The 18,029-nt window shown below is 63.9% G+C and carries 15 protein-coding genes and 1 pseudogene; 5 read left to right on the plus strand and 11 right to left on the minus strand.

Translation table 11 applies throughout. From position 1 onward, the window contains the following. Positions 1 to 42 precede the first annotated feature (42 nt). Positions 43 to 1,272: an NADH:flavin oxidoreductase/NADH oxidase family protein gene (locus AAZU54_RS09385; protein WP_434727051.1), complete on the minus strand. Its 1,230-nt coding sequence runs from the start codon at positions 1,270 to 1,272 to the stop codon at positions 43 to 45. Positions 1,273 to 1,339: 67 nt separating this feature from the next. Continuing rightward, positions 1,340 to 1,759 carry a MerR family transcriptional regulator gene (locus AAZU54_RS09390; protein ID WP_392466987.1) on the minus strand — a complete coding sequence of 140 codons (420 nt, stop codon included), beginning with the start codon at positions 1,757 to 1,759 and terminating at the stop codon, positions 1,340 to 1,342. Between the two features lie 136 nt (positions 1,760 to 1,895). On the opposite strand from AAZU54_RS09390, the gene AAZU54_RS09395 reads away from it, so the two are divergent. From AAZU54_RS09395 to AAZU54_RS09410, 4 genes are all read left to right on the plus strand, one after another. After that, positions 1,896 to 2,726, plus strand: coding sequence for an alpha/beta fold hydrolase (locus AAZU54_RS09395; protein ID WP_434727052.1), 831 nt, complete (start codon positions 1,896 to 1,898; stop codon positions 2,724 to 2,726). 139 nt (positions 2,727 to 2,865) lie between these two features. Continuing rightward, entirely contained in the window at positions 2,866 to 5,190 is a 2,325-nt protein-coding gene (locus tag AAZU54_RS09400; RefSeq protein WP_434727053.1) for a putative bifunctional diguanylate cyclase/phosphodiesterase, read from the plus strand. Beyond that, positions 5,181 to 6,050 (plus strand): phosphate/phosphite/phosphonate ABC transporter substrate-binding protein, encoded by an 870-nt coding sequence (locus AAZU54_RS09405; protein ID WP_434727054.1) that lies wholly within the window; start codon positions 5,181 to 5,183, stop codon positions 6,048 to 6,050. Before AAZU54_RS09400 ends, AAZU54_RS09405 begins: the two co-directional genes overlap by 10 nt. 79 nt (positions 6,051 to 6,129) lie before the next feature. Then, positions 6,130 to 7,080: a site-specific integrase gene (locus tag AAZU54_RS09410; RefSeq protein WP_405130105.1), complete on the plus strand. Its 951-nt coding sequence runs from the start codon at positions 6,130 to 6,132 to the stop codon at positions 7,078 to 7,080. Here the strand turns inward: AAZU54_RS09410 and AAZU54_RS09415 are convergent. Continuing rightward, on the minus strand, positions 7,070 to 8,179 hold the full coding sequence (locus tag AAZU54_RS09415; RefSeq protein WP_434727074.1) for an SMP-30/gluconolactonase/LRE family protein: 1,110 nt from the start codon (positions 8,177 to 8,179) through the stop codon (positions 7,070 to 7,072). The two genes, AAZU54_RS09410 and AAZU54_RS09415, sit on opposite strands and share 11 nt — an antisense overlap. Beyond that, a pseudogene (locus AAZU54_RS09420) lies at positions 8,177 to 8,782 on the minus strand (SDR family NAD(P)-dependent oxidoreductase); the annotation flags it as partial. The pseudogene AAZU54_RS09420 and the gene AAZU54_RS09415, both read right to left, overlap by 3 nt. Positions 8,783 to 9,054: 272 nt before the next feature. Here AAZU54_RS09420 and AAZU54_RS09425 point away from each other — a divergent pair. After that, positions 9,055 to 10,026 (plus strand): LysR family transcriptional regulator, encoded by a 972-nt coding sequence (locus AAZU54_RS09425; protein WP_264232736.1) that lies wholly within the window; start codon positions 9,055 to 9,057, stop codon positions 10,024 to 10,026. Here AAZU54_RS09425 and asnB read toward each other — a convergent pair. Genes asnB through AAZU54_RS09460 form a run of 7 tightly spaced genes read right to left on the minus strand, consistent with a single transcriptional unit; the run spans position 10,015 to position 17,977 of the window. Continuing rightward, positions 10,015 to 11,850 carry an asparagine synthase (glutamine-hydrolyzing) gene (asnB, locus tag AAZU54_RS09430; RefSeq protein WP_434727055.1) on the minus strand — a complete coding sequence of 612 codons (1,836 nt, stop codon included), beginning with the start codon at positions 11,848 to 11,850 and terminating at the stop codon, positions 10,015 to 10,017. The genes AAZU54_RS09425 and asnB overlap by 12 nt on opposite strands. 11 nt (positions 11,851 to 11,861) lie before the next feature. Further along, positions 11,862 to 13,247, minus strand: coding sequence for an amidase family protein (locus AAZU54_RS09435; protein ID WP_434727056.1), 1,386 nt, complete (start codon positions 13,245 to 13,247; stop codon positions 11,862 to 11,864). Then, entirely contained in the window at positions 13,234 to 14,226 is a 993-nt protein-coding gene (locus tag AAZU54_RS09440; RefSeq protein ID WP_405130107.1) for an AMP-binding protein, read from the minus strand. Before AAZU54_RS09440 ends, AAZU54_RS09435 begins: the two co-directional genes overlap by 14 nt. Beyond that, complete coding sequence (locus AAZU54_RS09445) at positions 14,223 to 14,507, minus strand: acyl carrier protein (RefSeq protein WP_186554401.1); 285 nt, start codon at positions 14,505 to 14,507, stop codon at positions 14,223 to 14,225. The genes AAZU54_RS09440 and AAZU54_RS09445 overlap by 4 nt, the downstream gene beginning before the upstream one ends. Continuing rightward, positions 14,504 to 14,911 carry a hypothetical protein gene (locus AAZU54_RS09450; protein WP_405130109.1) on the minus strand — a complete coding sequence of 136 codons (408 nt, stop codon included), beginning with the start codon at positions 14,909 to 14,911 and terminating at the stop codon, positions 14,504 to 14,506. Before AAZU54_RS09450 ends, AAZU54_RS09445 begins: the two co-directional genes overlap by 4 nt. Before the next feature lie 10 nt (positions 14,912 to 14,921). Beyond that, on the minus strand, positions 14,922 to 16,664 hold the full coding sequence (locus AAZU54_RS09455; protein WP_405130110.1) for a prenyltransferase/squalene oxidase repeat-containing protein: 1,743 nt from the start codon (positions 16,662 to 16,664) through the stop codon (positions 14,922 to 14,924). Continuing rightward, a complete protein-coding gene (locus tag AAZU54_RS09460) occupies positions 16,661 to 17,977 on the minus strand; it encodes an AMP-binding protein (RefSeq protein ID WP_434727057.1) in 1,317 nt (438 codons plus the stop codon). The genes AAZU54_RS09455 and AAZU54_RS09460 overlap by 4 nt, the downstream gene beginning before the upstream one ends. Positions 17,978 to 18,029 lie beyond the last annotated feature (52 nt).

Consider the following 18,029-nt stretch of genomic DNA (forward strand, 5'->3'; position numbering starts at 1 on the left):
TGTAGGACGTGCCCCGCGATGAGGCGGCACTGACACCGCCCATCACCCACGCTGCGCGATCCAGCGCCGATACTGCCGCGCCCGCCAGGCATTGCCCAGCTGCTGCACGATCAGCGCGCGCAACGGCGACACCCCAGGTTTGGGCGCCTTGGCGCAGCTGAGCTTGCGCAGTTGATACTTCACCACCGCCATATTCGCCACCGCACCCAGTGCCTTGTTGCGCCAGGTAATCGGCGGCAACTGCGGCGCGCTATCGCGCCCTTCGCGCCAATCCTGCGGTAAACCTGGGTCAATGGCCAACGCCGTGCCAATCCCCACCATGTCCACCCCGCTCTGCACCACCTGCTGGGCAATGGGCTTGCGCCGAATACCGCCGGTGACCATCACCGGCATGTGCGCAACCTCGCGTATGTGCTGGGCGAACTCGACAAAGTAGGCCTCCCGGGCCAGGGTCCGCCCATCGCGCGCTTCGCCCTGCATGGCCGGTACCTCGTAGCTGCCGCCCGACAGCTCGACCAGATCAACCCCCAGCCCATTGAGCATCTGCACCACCTCACGCGCATCATCGGCACTGAAGCCACCGCGCTGGAAATCTGCCGAATTAAGCTTCACCGCCACCGCAAACCCTGGCGCAACCACGCTGCGCACGGCCTTGACGATTTCCAGCAACAAGCGCGCGCGATTGGCCAGCGCGCCGCCCCAGCGATCGGCCCTGTGGTTGGTCAGTGGCGACAGGAACTGGCTGAGCAGATAGCCGTGCGCTGCGTGGATTTGCACACCGGTGAACCCCGCCTGTTCGGCCAATTGGGCGGTGCGGGCAAAGCGGCGGATAACCTCCTCGATAACCGCGTCCGTCATTGCATGGGGCGTAGCGAAATGCTTGGACATCGACCCCAGCTGCAATGCTACGGCTGAGGGTGCCCAGGTCTTCTGGCCGAGATTGGCCGGCATCTGCCGACCGGGATGGTTGATCTGCAACCAGAATTGCGCGCCCTTGGCCCGGCCGACCGCGGCCCAGCGGCGAAACCCATCGAGCTGGGCGTCGTCCTCCAACACCACGCCACCTGGCCCGGTCATCGCCCGTCCATCGACCATGACGTTGCCACTGATCAGCAGCCCGGCGCCGCCCTGGGCCCAAGCCTGATACAAGCGCAGCAGCTGCGGCGAAGGCGCCTGGTGCTGGTCGGCCATGTTTTCTTCCATGGCCGCCTTGGCAATGCGGTTGGGGATGGACGAGCCATTAGGCAGCAGCAGCGGGGTAAACAGGGTCATGGCGATGGCCTCGTGGAATCGAGGCCTCACCTTAAGCTTAAAGCCAACTTTAAGGTCAATAGGTCTATCAAGCTTGTTGGTCGTGCTCGCGGCGCAGCCGTTGCAGAACGCGCTGGGCGTTGTCGCTGCAGGGCATTTGATCGGGCTTGCTCTCGATACTGTCTATCGCCAGCAATAGCCGCGCCTTGCTTTGCGCTAGACGCTCCTGCAGCACCTCGATTTCTGCCACCTTGCTACGCAGGCCACCCACCAGCGCGTCGTGCTGCCATTCGTTGCTAGTGGATGGCAATAGATGTCGGATCTCGTCCAGCGAGAACCCCGCGCGCTGCGCCCCGGTGATGATTTCCAGCAGCACCACCGCCTCTGGCGAATAATCGCGGTAGCCATTGGCCTTGCGTGCCACCGAGGTAATCAGGCCGCTCGCTTCGTAGAAGCGAATACGCGATGCCGCCAGGCCGGTTCGTTTGGCCAGTTCGCCAATCCTCATGCCACACCTCAGAAAATTCTCAGACCTTGAAGCTTACTTTAATCCTACGCTGGATAGGCGACCGAGCGATCAACCGGCTCAGGCTGTGCGGCGGATGTCGGTCACCACGCCACCCTTTGATACAGGAGACGCGAGCATGGGATACGTCACAACTAAAGATGGGGTCGAGATTTTCTACAAAGACTGGGGACCACGCGACGCCCAGGTGATCCACTTCCACCATGGCTGGCCGCTGAGCGCCGATGACTGGGATGCGCAATTGCTGTTCTTCCTTGACCAAGGCTTTCGCGTGGTCGCCCATGACCGGCGCGGACATGGGCGCTCCAGCCAGGTCTGGGATGGACACGACATGGACCACTACGCCGATGACGTCGCCGCTGTGGTCGACCACCTGGGGACGCAGGGCGCGGTGCATGTCGGCCACTCCACCGGCGGCGGCGAGGTGGTGCGCTATATCACCCGTCACCCCAAGGATCCAGTTGCCAAAGCCGTGCTGATTGCAGCGGTGCCCCCGCTGATGGTCAAGACCGAGGCTAACCCGGGTGGGCTGCCCAAGTCGGTATTCGACGACTTCCAGGTGCAAACCGCGACCAACCGCGCGCAGTTTTTCCACGATGTGCCCGCCGGCCCGTTCTACGGCTACAACCGACCTGGGGCCGAGCCTGCCGAAGGGGTCATCCTCAATTGGTGGCGCCAGGGCATGATGGGCTCGGCCAAGGCTCACCATGACGGCATCGTTGCCTTCTCGCAGACCGACTTCACCGAGGATCTCAAGCGCATCACCATCCCGGTGCTGGTCATGCATGGCGATGACGACCAGATCGTGCCCTACGAAAACTCCGGCCCGCGCTCGGCAGAACTGCTCAGCAACGGCATCTTGAAGACCTACCAGGGCTACCCGCATGGCATGCCGACCACCCATGCCGATGTGATCAACGCCGATCTGTTGGCGTTCGTGCGCGGTTGATCAATGCGCAGCCATAGGCGTTGTGAGCCTATGGCTGCGCGCTCGGTAGAAAAAATGAAAGCAAAGTGCCATTAGTCATCCAGCTGTCATCTGCCTGTCGTATTTTCCGAGCATTACCCAGGGTCGGGAACCACCAGCAGTGATCCGCCGAACATCATCCTCCGCAGGCCTTCTGCCGATTCTGATCCTGGTGCTGTGCGCCGCGACCCTGGCATTTCTCTGGGGCCTGCACTTCACCCAGAAACACGCCGCCCGCCAGGGCGCTTTGTCAGCCAAAGCGGCCGAGCACCTGAACCTTGCCAGTATCGTCGCCGAGAGCCTGCGCCAATTGGTCGATCGCGCCCAGGCGGTGGGCCGCGGTACCCAGGACGATATGAAAGCGCTGCGCCAAGGCAGCTTCAGCCTGGCGCGGATTCTCGCGGAAGACCCCGTATTCAAGCGCATGAGCCTATATGACCGGCACGGACAGCTGGTCTCGGCCAGCCATGGCGACGAAGTCCAGCGCCTGCCTGATGATTGGCTGGAGCAGCTGAAAAACCACGTCTCGCGCTACGGCTTCAAGCCGTTCCTGCCGCGCATCGCGGCGAGTGACAATCCCTCCGCCCTGCCCGACTGGCGCCTGCCCTTCCTGCTGCCCCTGACTGATCTGCCGGGGCGCGAGATCGACACTATCCTGGTGGTGCAACTGGACATCGGCTACCTGGCGGTGCTGTTTCAACACATCGACCTGGGCCGCAGCGGGCTGATGCGGCTGCTGCAGGATGATGGCCAGGAGCGCTTGCGGATCGACACCAGCGGCGTAGTAGTGGCCGGCGACACATTGATGCCCGACCTGCCAGACACCGGTGATGACGCCGGGGTGCTGACCCAATATGCCGCCGAAGGGCCCTACCAGAGCCTGTATCGGCGCGTGGCTGATCGCGGTTTCAGCATCGTGGTCAGCCAGCGCTATGAAGAAATCCTCACCCCGTCGGCACTGACCTACGAAGGCCAATTCTGGCTGAACCTGTGCATGACCCTGATGATCCTCGCCAGCCTCGCCTGGAGCCTGCGCCTGCTGGGCAAGCGCCAGGAAGCCTTCAGCGCGCTGGAGCAGGCCCAGCAGGTCAACCATGAGCTGATCGAGCGCCTGGAAGACGAGCACCGGCGCAGCAGCCATGCGGCAGCTACCGATCACCTTAGCGGCCTGCACAATCGCCGCCAGTTCGTCGAAGTAGCTACCCAGACCCTCAGCCGGCAACGTGGCAAACGCCGCCTGATGGCAATCCTGTTCATCGACATGGATCGCTTCAAATCGATCAACGACTCGCTTGGCCACCGCATTGGCGACCTGCTGTTGCAAGCGGTCGCCGGGCGCATCCAGCGCCTGCTTGAACCCGGCGACGAAGCCTCGCGCTTTGGCGGTGACGAGTTCGTGGTGCTGCTGGCCGGGGAACGCAGTGAAGAACAGATCAACACCTGGGTGCGCACATTGGTGCAAAAGCTCTCTGCCACCTATGCCCTGGATGGCCAGGAGGTCAACACCAGCCCCAGCGTCGGCGTCAGTATCTGCCCGCGCGATGGCCAGGACATCGACGCACTGATCCGCTGCGCGGACGCGGCCATGTATTCGGCCAAGCAAGCCGGACGTGCCCAATACCGCTTCTTCGATCCCTCGTTGAACCTGAGCGACATCCAGGCCTTCACCCTCGAACAGGCCTTTGGCAGCGCATTGGCCGAGCGCCAGTTCGTGTTGCATTATCAGCCGCAGATTCGCCTGGATACCCTGCAAGTGCTGGGTTACGAGGCTCTGGTGCGCTGGGACCACCCCGAGTTCGGCCTGCTTTACCCCGACCGGTTCATTGGCGTTGCCGAGCGCAGCGGCTTTATCGTCGAGCTGGGCTGGGAAGTGCTGCGCCTGGCCTGCGAGGAACTGGTGCGCTGGCGCCAACGCGACCTCGATTCGCGCCTGGCGGTGAATGTCTCAGCGCTACAACTGCGCCAGGGCGATTTCAGCGAGCGCCTGCTCGCCGAGCTCAAGCGCCTGCAAATTGCCCCGCAACGGCTGGAGCTGGAGATCACCGAAACCACCGTGCTCGACCCCGAAGGCGCCGCCGTCGACCACCTGCACCGCTTGCGCGCGGCAGGTATCGGCATCAGCCTGGACGATTTCGGCCGCGGCTACGCAGGTTTTGCCCATCTGCACTCTCTGCCGCTGAGCAAGCTGAAAATCGACCGTGCGTTGATCGCGCCACTGTGCAACAGCCACGACGACAGCCCGATCGTTTCTTCGACCATCATCCTGGCCAAGCGCCTGGGCCTGGAAGTGGTTGCTGAAGGCGTCGAAACCCGCGAGCAGGTGGTGTGCCTGAAACTTGCCGGTTGCGACATTGCCCAGGGTTATCACTTCAGCCGGCCGTTGTCGGTCGCTCAACTGCAAGACTATCCACCGTTCAGAAGCCTCGAGGTCAAAGCATGCGTGTAGCCAAGGCGCTGGCCGCGCTGAGCCTGGCCCTGAGCCTTATCGGTCACGCCCAGGCCGACTGCAGCCCTCGTGCGTTGCGCCTGGCGGTGATCCCGATCAAGAGCGCGCAAGACATGCAGCGTGAACACCAGCCACTGATCGACCGTTTGAGCCAGGCAACCGGTGTGCCGGTGGAGCTGGTGATCGCCTCTTCCTATGAAAGCGTGGTCGATGCGATCGTCTCCGGCGGTGCCGATATTGCCCGGCTCGGCCCGGCCTCCTACGTCCTGGCCCAGCGTCGCGACCCGCGCATCGAGCCCTTCGCCAGCTTCACCCTCAGCGCCGGCACCTATACCCCGGCGGGCAACTACTACCAGGCACTGCTGCTGACCCGCGGCGATGGGCCTGAACAGATCGACAGCCTGCGCGGCAAGCGGGTCGCGCTGAGCGACCCGGCCAGCACTTCAGGCAGCCTGGTGCCCAGCGTCGAGTTCGCCGCCACAGTGGGCGTGGCGCTACCACGTTACTTTGGCGCGCTGGTGTATGCCGGCAATCATGACAACGCGCTGGAGGCGCTATTGGACGGTCGCGTCGATGCCGCATTCGTCGCCAGCGAACGGGCCGATGCGTATCTGGCCAGTCATGCAATCAAGCCTGAACGGCTGCAGGTACTGTGGCGCTCGCAGCCGATTCACTACGACCCGTATGTATTCAGTGCCAGCCTGTGCCCGACCACCAAGGCACGGATTCGCAATGCCATGTTGAACGACCCACAGGCACTGGCGGGGTTCGTTGCCTCCCAGGAAGCCAGCGGTTTGGTGCCGGTGAGCCATGCCGATTACGCCGCATTGCAGCGGATGATGGACGCCGCCGTGCAGTGATACCCATGCTGGCCTCATCGCCTCCCTGCCCCAACTGGTTTATCGTATCAGCTCGATCCACTGCCTCACCGCCCAGCCCATGACCGACATCGAGCGCTACGTACGCGCCGCCACCCGCGACAACACCCGGCGCAGCTACCAGTCCGCCATCGAGCATTTCGAAGTGCGCTGGGGTGGCTTCCTGCCGGCTACCGCCGACAGCATCGCCCGCTACCTGGTCGAGCACGCCGAGCAACATGCGGTAAGCACCCTGCGCCAACGCCTGGCAGCGCTGAGCCAATGGCACGTCAGCCAGGGCTTCCCTGACCCGACCAAGGCGCCATTGGTGCGCCAGGTGCTGCGTGGTATCCGCACCCTGCACCCAGCGCCGCCCAAACAAGCCGCACCGCTGCTGCTGCACCACCTGCAAACCGCTGTCGAGCGCTTTGAAGAGGAGGCCCGCCTGGCCCGCGAGCGGCATGACCTGCCAACCCTGCTACGCGCCCGGCGCGATACCGCGCTGTTGCTGCTTGGCTTCTGGCGAGGTCTGCGTGGCGATGAACTCGCACGTTTGCGCATCGAGCATATCCAGGCCGAAGCCGGCGTCGGCCTGACCTTGTTCCTGCCACGCAGCAAGGGCGACCGCGAGGCACTGGGCGTGCAACACCGCACCCCGGCGCTCAAGGCGCTGTGCCCGGTCGCAGCTTATCTGCAATGGCTGGAAGTGGCCGCCATCGCCCATGGCCCGGTGTTTCGCAAGCTCGACCGGTGGGGCAACCTGGGCCAGGCGCCGCTCAACAGCAACAGCCTGGTTGCGCTGCTGCGCGGCATGCTTGAGCGCGCCGGGGTGCCCGCTGCGCTGTACAGCGGCCATTCGCTGCGCCGTGGCTTTGCCACCTGGGCGACGGCCAACGGCTGGGAGCTGAAGTCGTTGATGAGCTATATCGGCTGGAAGGATGCCAAGTCAGCGCTGCGCTACATCGATGCAGCGCAGCGCTTTGGCGACCTGGCGGTGTTGCCGGGCGGTCAGGACAAGCGCCTCATTCCTTGAACAGGTGACGCGCCACCCCCGGCACCTCGGGGCGAATCATGTACAGATCGCCGGCATCCGGATAGTCGACCAGCTGCGCCGGCGCCATGCCAAAGCGCGCGGTGGTGATGTACAGGGTATCGAGCCCCTCGCCGCCAAAGCAGCAGCTGGTTGGGCGCGGTACCGGCATCAGCACCTGATCGCTCAGGTGGCCCTCGCGATCGTAGCGCAACAGGCAACTGCCATTGAACTGGCACACCCACAGACCACCCTCGCGGTCCAGGGCGATGCCGTCCGGGCGGCCCAGCTCGGCCGGGGTTTCAGCAAACAGGGTGGCCTCGCCCATCGTGCCGTCGGGCAGGTATTGAGCGCGGTAGATCCTGCGGGCAACCGAACAGACGAAGAACAGGGTCTGGCCGTCCTCGCTCCAGGCCAGGCCGTTGGGCAGAGACAGGTCGCGCTGAATCACCTCGGCATGCAACTCACGGTCAAAACGATACAGCGCGCCGGTCTTGCCGCTGGGGCCTTCATCCATCAGGCCGGTGACGAAATACCCCTGCGGATCACAGGCGCCGTCGTTGAAACGGTAGCTTGAGCGATGATGCACCGGCGCCGAATACTGGCGCACCTTGCCTTGCGCCACATCGAGCAGTGCTGCACTGGCATCTTCGGTAAAGATCAGGTTGCCCTTGTCTGTCAGGGCCAGGGCGCCGATACGTGCAGCCGACGCATACACTTCCTCTACCTCGCCACCCGGGCGCAGCCGATTGATCCGGCCCCCGGAGATATCAACGAAGTACAGCTGCCCGTTTCGTTCATCCCAAACCGGACTCTCACCCAGATCGGCACGGGTTCGGGCGACCTTGGTCGGCACGTAGTGACACTCCTTGATGCGGCTCCAGCGCTCGGCCACCTCGTTCAGGCTGCCCGCTTCGACCCGGGCCAGGTCACGGGGATAATTGACGCCGCTGTTCTCGCAAAAGCGCGTGGCGGTGAACTGGCCATTGCTGGCGCGCAGGATATACCCGGTGTCGCGGCACAAGTCGCTGGCCAGGTACAGCACGCCAGGGGTGACCCACTCGGGCTTGAGGTCTTCTGGCGGCTGGGTTACGCCCCACATGCGGGTCTTGGCCACCGGCGAGATCGCATTGACCAGAATGCCGTGCTCCAGGCCCTCCATGCTCAGCGCGTTCATGATGCCGACCTGGGCCATCTTGCCGGCGGCATAGGCCACCAACCCTGGCTGGGCATAGCGCTGGTACATTGCCCGGTCCGAGGTGGTCAGCACCACCCGCGGCGCGGCGGAACGCTTGAGGTGCTTCCAGGCATGCTTGGCCAGCCACACCGGTGCGTGCACGCTGATGCCCAGGGCGCGCTCAAGGAATGCCTCTTGCTGGTCTTCGATATCCTGGTAGCCGACCCAACCGGCGTTGTGGATCAGAATGTCCAAGGCGCCGAACTGTTCGATGGCCAGCTCCACCAGCTGCTGGCAGCCCGCTTCATCATCCAGGTGGCCAATATGCGCCACCACCTGCCCGCCGGCGGCCTGCAAGGCGCTGACCGCCTCAGTCACCAGCGCTTGATTCTCACCTTCGCCTACGCGATCAGTGCCCAGGTCACTGACAACCACGCGGGCGCCCTGGGCCAGCAACGCCTTGGCATACTCAAGCCCCAGCCCCTGGCCGCCACCGGTGACAATGGCGACCTTGTTCGTGAATGACATCGTCGAATCCCCTCCGATTCTTATCCACGAACCATAACAATAAAAAAATCAATGACTTAATACTAAAAGCATGCAACCTTGATATCTCCTGGATATCACCGAAGATTATCAATTGGATGAAGCAGGCTTTAAGACCTGTGCGTTTAGATAGGAAAAGCCCTCGTCTAGAGGCTTCTGCATGGCCAAGTCACACTCTATGATGGCGCGCTTGCAGGAATGGCCGGCGCCCGTCGCCGACCTGGCACCAGTTCGACTCGATGAAGGAACGTAGAATGATCGAGACACGTTTGCTCAGGCAGTTCATCGCCGTGGCCGAGGAGCTGCACTTTCACAAGGCAGCCATTCGCCTGCACATGGCGCAACCGCCCCTGAGCCAAGCGATCAACCGACTCGAGGAGAAGCTTGGCTTCAGCCTGTTCCTGCGCAACAAGCGCGGGGTCAAGCTCACAGCGGCCGGGATGGCTTTCCTGGAAACCGCGTATCGCACCCTCAAGGAGCTCGAAGAAGGCATCGAGTATGCGCGCAATGTCTCCGAGGGTATCTGCGGCAAGCTGACCATCACCGCCATTTCCATCGCTTACTACGAATCACTGCTCAATTCGCTGCGGCGCTTTCGCGAAACCTACCCCAACGTGCGCCTGACCATCCGCGAAATGCCCTCGGCCTCCCAGGCCACGGCGCTGATGGCCGGCGAAGCGGACATCGCCTTCATGCGCAAGCTGCCGATGCCGCCTGACCTGATCGAATCGCGCTTGATCCTTAACGAGCAGATCGTGATGGCCTTGCCGGCCCATCATGAAAAAGCCCGCCAGTCGATGGTCGATCTGCGAGATTTTGCCGAGGAAGATTTCGTTTTCACCCCGCAGGTATTGGGCAATGGTTACTTCAGCCAGCTGATGGCCCTGTGCGAAGCGGCCGGTTTCTATCCCAAGGTGGTGCAGGAAGCTGGCCAGATCCATACCCTGATCGGCCTGGTCGCGTGTGGCTTCGGGGTGGCGCTGGTGCCGGAGTCGATCGCCCACTCGACCCTGCGCGACCGGGTGCTGTTCCGCCCGATCAAGCCGGTCAATGAACAACCCAACCCGAGCATGGGCCTGTACATGAACTGGAACAGCCAGAACGCCTCCCCTGCCCTGGGCAGCTTCATCTCGATGCTCGACCTGGGCGCGCCGAAGCGCTTCAGCGATACCCTGCTGGACCTCGCTACCCAGGAAGAGATCGTGCGCCGCGAACTACACCGCTAGCCCATGCAGGCGCATCCAGGCATCCAGCGCCAAGGCCGTTTCCAGGTTGTTGCGGCGTAGCTGCGAGTTGAAATAACCCTGCGCCTGGTTGAGCTGCGCCGCCAGCTGGGCGCGGTCGATGACCTGGAACACCGGGCTGTGTGAATCGCTCAGCAGCAGCCGGATGCGATCACGCAAGAACCGCTCATACGCCAGGTTGGCCGAGGTCGGGTAAGGGCTTTTCTTGCGTTCCAGCACCGCAGCGGGCAGCAAGTCGGCACAGGCCTGCTTGAGCAACCACTTCTCCTGGCCATCCTTGCCCTTGATCGACCAGGGCACGTTATAGACGTACTCCACCAGTTCGTGGTCGGTATACGGCACCCGCACCTCAAGGCTTGCGGCCATGCTCAAACGGTCCTTGCGATCGAGCAGGATCGGCAGCCAGTGATGCAGGTGCAGGTGGCAGATCTCCCGCATCCTTCGCTCGTGCCGGCTGTCGCCGGGCAGATGCTCGACCCGGTCCAACGCTTGGTGATAGGCGCTGTCCTGATACCCGGCAAAATCGCACAAGCGATTGAACTCAGGGTTGATCAGGTCGGCTTGCAGCAGTTGCATGCGCGACAGCCAAGGCAAGCGCGGCGCGGCAATCGCCTGCGGATCGCGGAACCAGGCATAGCCGCCAAACACCTCATCGGCCGCTTCACCGGAGATCGCCACCGTGGAATGCCCGCGAATCGCCTTGAACAGCAGGTACAGCGAGGTATCGACGTCTCCGAAGGTATTGGCCGAATCGTTGGCCCGGTACACCGCCTCGCGCGCGGGCCCTGCGACCAGCTCGCGGTTGTCGATCAAGATAGTCTGGTGCTGGCTGCCAATGAACTGGGCAGCGGCCAGCGCATAGGGCTCATCACGCTCGGGGCGAAAGCTATCGGCCTGGAACTGCTCGGCCTGGCCGACAAAATCCACCGAGAACGAATTGACCGTAGCGCCATGCTCGGCCTGCAGCTTACCCTGGGCCATGGCAGTGAGAATGCTTGAATCCAGCCCGCCGGACAGCAGCGAGCATACCGGCACGTCAGCATAGAGCTGCTCGCCGAGCGCCTTGCCGAGCAGCTCGCGGGTGCGCTGCACTGTGCTGTCGAGGTCATCTTCATGCTCGCGCCGGCTCAGTTGCCAATAGCGACTGACCTTGACCTGGCCTTGCGGGCGCCAGGACAAACGATGCCCGGGCGGCAGCTCGCTGATGCCGCGAAACGCCGTGCGCGCTGTAGCGCGTGACAGGCTCAGGCCATCCACCAGGCCGACCACATCCAGCGCTTTGGCGAACTCCGGGTGGGCCAGGATGGCCTTGATTTCCGAGCCAAACAGCAGCCCTCGCCCCTGCTGCGCGTAATACAGCGGCTTGACCCCTAGGCGGTCGCGCACCAGCAGCAAATGCCCGTCACGCGTGTCGAACACGGCGAAGGCGAACATCCCCGAGAGGTACTCGCAGCAGGCCTCGCCCCACTGCAGATAAGCGTGTAGCACCACTTCGGTATCGCTGCGGGTCTGGAACTGGTGCCCCAGCGCCTGCAGGCGTTCGCGCAGCGGGTTGTGGTTGTAGACTTCGCCGGTGTACACCAGCGCCACTTGCTGGCCGTCGGCGAACCGGTAGGTCATCGGCTGCACGCCACCGGCCAGGTCGATGATCGCCAGCCGCCGGTGACCGAGCAGCGCGTGGCGGTGGCGCCAGCTGCCATGGGCATCCGGGCCGCGCAGGGCCAGGGTGTCGGTCATGGCGGCGATGATGGGCTGTTGTTGTTCAAGGTCGCGGGTGAAGTCCACCCACCCTGTAATTCCACACATGTGCGCCTCTCCTACTGTGCCTGGGTGTCTGCCGGCACCAGGCCGACCAGCGCTTGCAAGCGCTTGGCGATATCCAGCAACTGCCGTTCACTGTCGCGCCGGCCCATGATCTGCACCGCCAGCGCCGCCTTGCCATCCGTGCTCTGGCTGATCGGCACGGTGATCGCCGGCAGGCCGCTGAAGCTGGCCAGCGGGGTAAAACTGATTTTCTGCGCGTAATCGGCGTCTGCTGGCGACGGGATGGTCGAGTCGCCGGGCTGCGGATGACGCAGGTCGAATGGCCGGTTGGGGTCCATCGGGAACACCACGAAGTCGACCTCGGCAGCGTCGAACCAGGCGTCAATCCCGCCACGAATCTGATCCATACGCTGGTGAATGCGCTGGTATTCGCTGTCGCTCACCCCGGCGCCTACGGCCAGGGCGCTTTGCGTCGACCAGTGCAGCTCACAGTCGAAGGCCTGTTGCCAGGCTGCCGAAGCCAGCCAGGCATCGCGTGCGCACAGCTGCCAGGCGTCGCCACGGCAGGCCCACAGTTCAGGCATCTGCACCTCGCTTTGGCGCATGCCCAGCTCAGTCATGGCATGGCGGGTCTTGTCGAGCATGGCCAGCATCTGCGCGCTGGTCAGGCCCGGCTCGTGCACATGGCTGAGAAAGCCGACCCGGTAGTGCTGTTTGAGGGGTTGCTGCTCGCCGAGCAGGCCTTCGATGCCCAGCAAGGGAAACAGGAACTCGAGGTCGTCAGCGGTGCGCGTCACCCAGCCCAAGGCATCCATGCGGGGCGACAGCGGGAACACCCCGGCCAGGCTCTGGGCCTTTTGTGTCATGCGCAGGCCGACCATGCCGTTGTGCGACGCAGGCCAACGTACCGAGCCGAGCACGTCGGTGCCCAACGAGATATCACACAGCCCCGCTGCCACCGACACCGCCGATCCCGTGCTGGAGCCCGAAGGGTCGATCGTAGGGAAACGCGGGTTGCGACAACCGCCGCCAAAGGCAATGTTCAGCTCGGTGGTGGTGACCTTGCAGGTCAGCGCCACACGCGGGTCCAGCCAGGTTAGCGCCTCGGCGCTGCGCGCTGGGTAATGGCGGTAGCTGCGCAGGCCCAGGCGGGTCGGCAGGCCCGCCACGTCGACCGTGTCCTTGACGCCTAGGCGATACCACGGCGCTGCGACCTCTCGGCTACTGACCAGGCAGCGATAATGCTGATCGGCATGCACGGACCACTGCTCGTACTGGCCAGCCCATTCAGCGGCCAGAGCCGGGTTGGCTTCCAGGCGTGCGTGGCGCTCGCGCAGGCTCAGCGCCAGGTACTGCGGCGGCTGCCGGCCATGCGCTGGATCGGCGCCGCAGTCGGCCAAGTAAGCGGCAATGGCATCTTCGGTTTTAACGTGTGACATCGGTGTATTCCTTGACAGTAGAGGCAGCCGCCCAGGGTTGCGGCTTGCCGGTTGCAGACAGCGGCAGATGCGCGACCCGCCGCACCGCGAGCGGGCGCGGGGTGGCAGGCAGCAGTTCGGTGAAAGCACCCAGTACTTCGCGTTCGGTCAGCGAACTGGAGCAAAACAGCAGTTCATAAGCCTCGGCGCGCAGGGCATCGCGCAGCGGCACGCAGGCCAACGCCGGACAGCCGAGATGACCACTCAGCTCACTGCCCAGTCTTGCCAGATCGACGCGCAGGCCGTTGACCTTGATCAGGCTGCTGACCCGGCCGAGCCACTGGAAGCGCCTGGCATCCAGTGGCTGAATCAGGTCGTCGCAGCGGTGGCTGGCAGCGGTGGCCTGGCCTTGCTCACAGGCGATGCGCGGGCTGGCCACTTCGAGCGGCGCCGGTTGCCCTGCCGGGGTCAGCAGTTCGACATCGTCGAGCAAGGTCCAGGGCTGATCGGCCGTGCTCTGCACATCGAGCTGCCGAAACGCCATGGCACCGGTTTCGGTCGAACCTAACAGCTCGATGAAGCGCACCTTCGGCCCGGCAAAGCGCTGCACGATGGCCAAGGCATCCGGTGGCAACAATGAGGCGCTGTGCAGGACCAGCACCTGGCGCTTGCCCACTAACCTTTCCAGCAGCCCCGGCAGCAGGCGCCAAGTGCTGGCGATCGCCAGGATCACGCAATGTCCTGTGCCATCGAGCGTTGGCAGTTGTTGCTGTTCCAGCGAGCAAAACTGCACCGGCGCACCGCTCACGCTTGCGCCGAACTCGCCGAGGATCTTGCCGTAGCTGTGGCTCGCGGGAGCGAACGCGATAATCTCGCCGACATCCGCCGCCCAGCGCTGGTAGATCAAGCGCGCCTCGCAGGCCATCTGCGCATGGCTGCGCAACCATTGCCGCGGCGCCCCAGTGGAGCCTGAGGTTTGAAACAGCTGGTGCTGGCTCACACGCTGGCCTGCAAAGTCAGTTGGTCCTCGAGCTTTTGCGCGACGAAGCGCTGCATCTTGTCCAGGGTCTCGAACCAGAAGCGCACGTCGTCGCTGAGGTAGTCCACTTCGATCTCAAAGCACTGCTCGATCGCGGTGATCACTTCGACCGCCATCAGGCTATCGAAGCGCTCGCCGATGAAATCGCGAAAACTGGCGTGGCGATCGAGGCAGGCGACCTCGGCGCCGAGCAGTTGCTCAAGCGTGTGACGAATGCGCTGTTCAATAGAGAGGGTATTCACGAGCGTGTGCTTCCTTGTGGTGAGCCTGCGTTGATCAGCGCGGAACCTGCGCTGTAGAACACCTGTGCAGGCGCGATGGGGTCGAATTGCAAATAAATGAATGCGCCGCTGTAAGTGGCGCGTAGCCCGGCATACAAGCCGTCGGCCAGCACCTGCTGGGCGAGCGCGTCGCGCTCTTCAGAGCAGGTGATGCGCAGGTGAAATTGCGCAGGCTTGCCGTGGCGATCGACGCTGGGCAGCGGCATGCCGGCGCTGAACACGCAGTCCAGCGGCAAGGGGGCGAAGAACACCATGCAGTGCGCAGGGTCGGCGCCGAGCTCCTTGAACACCCGGGTGAAGCCCAGGGCGATGCGCTTACGCTCGATCAGCGCCAACGGCGCGCAGGCGACAGTAATGGTGGGCATGGGCCAGTCCTTAGGAGAGGTGGAGGTTGGGTAGCTGCGTACGTGCGCCGTTGACCAACGCCAGCAATAGCTGGCCCAGACAGGCAGACAGTGCGTCCTGGCCCTCCAGGTACAACGGCGACCAGGCAAAGCCCTGCCCAGCGCCGACCTTGTCGAGGAAAAAGCCCAGGTGCGGGATATCGATCGGCAACTCAAGGGCGAGCGCCAACGCCAGCGCCTGATAGGTGCTGAGCAAATCAGGGATGCGCTGGCCCTGATTGGCAAAGCCACCTTGGCGCACTTTGTGCGCGGCGAGCAGCGTCGCAGCCTCGGCCTTCACGTCCAGGCCCAGATAGGCCAGGCAGCCCAATGCCTGCAACCCCGCGCGCAAGGACGACTGGCCTCGGGGATAGGCCGAATAGGCAATTACACCGCCCTCCTCGCGGCGGCAGCTGCGCACGAAGCGTTCCAGGCTGGGCAGATCCACCCCGGCACTGTCGTTCAGCGCTTGCAGGATCGACACCGCCGAGGCGCTGGAGACCAGATCCGAGCCGCGCCCTTCCCAGAAACCGAAACCACCATCGGGGTTCTGTAACGAGGCCAGCCACTGGCCGATGGCCTGGCGCGCCCTTGGCTGCTCGGCAAACGCCCCAGCGGCCAGGCCCCAAGCAGTGCAGCGCAGCTCGGCGCCACGCCCGGGCATGTACATGATCCCGGCTTCATTGGGCATCTGGCAGCCTTCGATCCAGCGCAATGCAGCATCACGATCATCATCGCCAAAGCCATTGCCGAGCAGGCCCGCTGCGGTGCTCAAGACATCGGCGGCGCTGCTCACTTCACGGTAGCTGTAGCCACCCTGGGGCATGGCCAGGGTAGCGATGAACGACGCCAGCGCATCGGCCATATGCTCAACCGGTTGGCCCATCGCCTTGAGCGAGCCCACGGCGCAGAACACCGCCCAGACATCCTCGCCGTCGTAACCATCCCAACGCACGAATCCGCCACCTGGCCCACGCAGGGCCTCGATCCAGGCCACGCAGCGCTGTTGATCCAGCGGCTGCGCGTTGAGTTCGGCCAGGCTTGCGGTGGCGCGATAGGTCGCCCACAAGCACGGCGATTGCGCCGTCTCGCTGAAGCGAAAGCCGCCTGCCTCAACTTGCTGCGCCTGCAGCCAGCCGATCAGCCGCGGCCGGTCCCAGGCCGGTGCGCGCAGGCCCGCTCGTGCAAGGGCGCGGGCGGCCATCACGCCGTAGAAGCAGGCGCGGGTATCGGCCACATCACGCTTGGCGAAATCAGCTGACCAGCTCAGGCCGCCGTTGGCGCACTGCAAGCCGTCGAGCCAGCGGTACAGGGCGTCGGCGTCGCGTACCTGGCCATTACACACGTCCAACAAGGTGCGCAGTGCATAGTGAGTTGCCCAGGCATCTGCGGTTTGCCCTGGGCACATGGCATAGGCGTCGCCATCGAACAAGGTATCGATCCACTGCGCGGTAGCCTCGCGCTGATCGACCGGCGCGGCGAGATCCTTGAGCGTTTCGGTGCAATAAAATGTCGCCCAGGCATCGGAGGGCATGCCTTTGCTCCAGGCATAGCCGCCATCACGGTTGCGCCGAGACTGGATATAGGCCTGCAGCTGCGCCACGTTCGCGCTGGGCAGCCGCTCGATCCAGGCCAGGCTGCGGATTGCCGCGTAGGTGCACCACAAATCCGGTTGATGGTTAGCCAGGCCTCGCCCTTGCGGGAAGCGCGGCTGTTGCAGCAAACGCTCGTTCATTGCTGGCCACCGACAAAACGCAGGTTGGTTTTTTTCCAGCTTTTCTGCGAAGCGCCGCTCTTGCTCAGGGCCGAGAGATTGTTGACGAACAGGATGCGGCTCCAGCGCAGGCGCATGCGCGCCTCGGACTGGGCTTGCAGGTGCTGCTGCAGGGCGCCCTCCTGGTCATTGTCCCAAAGCACATCACGCTCCAGGATCAGTGCCGCGGTGTCGCTGCCACGGTCGACTTCGATCATGTAGCCGGTCGCGTCGCAGCTGCCGTACACCACCTCTTCCACGGCCCGGATTTCCAGGCCGACACCGCTGACCGTGACACTGTCATTATCGCGGCCATTGATCAGCACGGTCGGGCTGATCTGCCCTGGCTCACAGCCACCGGTGATGGTGACACTGTCGCCGGTGTCCAGGCGCAGGAGCGGCCGGGCGTAGAGATTCAGCGGCGTGACCAACAAACGCCCAGTCAGGCCCTGGGCTGGCGCGACCACGCGGCCATCGGCCAGCAGCAGTTCGAAGTAGTTGGTCGCAGTGGCCAGGCGCATCACCTGATCGTCGCCCACCGCCGCCAAGGTGCCGGTCTCGGTGCTGCCGTAGCTTGCGTCGAACACCTCGCACTGCCACCAACGCGCCAGGCGCTGGCGAAACGGCTGGGTGTTGACCTCGCCCAACAGCATGATAGAACGCACCGACTGGGCGAAGTCGGCAAGCATGTCGCGCTGCTTCAGGTAACGGGTCAGTTGCACCAGTACGCCTGGGGCGATGAACAATACCGTGGGTTGGTAGGTGGCGAAGGTCTTGCACACCCGTTCCCAGTCGGTGATGCCGGTGGTGAACGGGTACAGCCGCACATGGCAGACATCCAGGTATTCGCAGACATTGGCGATCAAGTCACCGACCGGGACGATGTCCGAGGGCATCAGGTTGGCCACCCGCGCCCCGGCCGGTAACAGCGAGCGCCAGTGACTGGCAACGCTGATGGCGTTCCAGATGATGTCCTGTTTCAGGCGCGGGGTGGGTGTCGGCTCACCTGTGGTGCCGGTGGTGGCGTAATACTTGGCAGCATCGCCAAGTACTACGGTGCAAAAGTCCAGCGGCCGTGCCTTGAGGCAGGCCTTGGCGGTCGGTTGCAGCTGGTCAAAGGCTGCCAGGCTGAAGGCTGGCAAATCCCTGTAGAAGGTGCTGGCCCGAGCACGCTCCCAGGCCGCGTGCAACTTGCCGGTATAAAAAGCCTGTTCGGGCATGCGCCCGAGTTGCTGTCGAAGTTCGCGTTCGGCGTCCTTAACGACAGCGTAATCATGATCCGTGTGAACTAACATCGACCCGCCCCTCTCGAATAAGTCGCGACGAGAATTGGCGAGTGCCTGCGCT

The organism is Pseudomonas sp. Je.1.5.c, assembly GCF_051129895.1.
In the GTDB taxonomy this organism is placed as follows: Bacteria; Pseudomonadota; Gammaproteobacteria; order Pseudomonadales; family Pseudomonadaceae; genus Aquipseudomonas; species Aquipseudomonas urmiensis.

Excerpts from the sequence above, each read along its gene's own strand:
- AAZU54_RS09415 (WP_434727074.1), bottom strand. The coding sequence starts at position 8,179 with ATGTGGGGCGTAACCCAGCCGCCAGAAGACCTCAAGCCCGAGTGGGTC.
- AAZU54_RS09450 (WP_405130109.1), bottom strand. The coding sequence starts at position 14,911 with ATGCCCACCATTACTGTCGCCTGCGCGCCGTTGGCGCTGATCGAGCGT.
- AAZU54_RS09410 (WP_405130105.1), top strand. The coding sequence starts at position 6,130 with ATGACCGACATCGAGCGCTACGTACGCGCCGCCACCCGCGACAACACC.
- AAZU54_RS09405 (WP_434727054.1), top strand. The coding sequence starts at position 5,181 with ATGCGTGTAGCCAAGGCGCTGGCCGCGCTGAGCCTGGCCCTGAGCCTT.
- AAZU54_RS09460 (WP_434727057.1), bottom strand. The coding sequence starts at position 17,977 with ATGTTAGTTCACACGGATCATGATTACGCTGTCGTTAAGGACGCCGAA.
- AAZU54_RS09385 (WP_434727051.1), bottom strand. The coding sequence starts at position 1,272 with ATGACCCTGTTTACCCCGCTGCTGCTGCCTAATGGCTCGTCCATCCCC.
- AAZU54_RS09435 (WP_434727056.1), bottom strand. The coding sequence starts at position 13,247 with ATGTCACACGTTAAAACCGAAGATGCCATTGCCGCTTACTTGGCCGAC.
- AAZU54_RS09425 (WP_264232736.1), top strand. The coding sequence starts at position 9,055 with ATGATCGAGACACGTTTGCTCAGGCAGTTCATCGCCGTGGCCGAGGAG.
- asnB (WP_434727055.1), bottom strand. The coding sequence starts at position 11,850 with ATGTGTGGAATTACAGGGTGGGTGGACTTCACCCGCGACCTTGAACAA.
- AAZU54_RS09390 (WP_392466987.1), bottom strand. The coding sequence starts at position 1,759 with ATGAGGATTGGCGAACTGGCCAAACGAACCGGCCTGGCGGCATCGCGT.
- AAZU54_RS09395 (WP_434727052.1), top strand. The coding sequence starts at position 1,896 with ATGGGATACGTCACAACTAAAGATGGGGTCGAGATTTTCTACAAAGAC.
- AAZU54_RS09455 (WP_405130110.1), bottom strand. The coding sequence starts at position 16,664 with ATGAACGAGCGTTTGCTGCAACAGCCGCGCTTCCCGCAAGGGCGAGGC.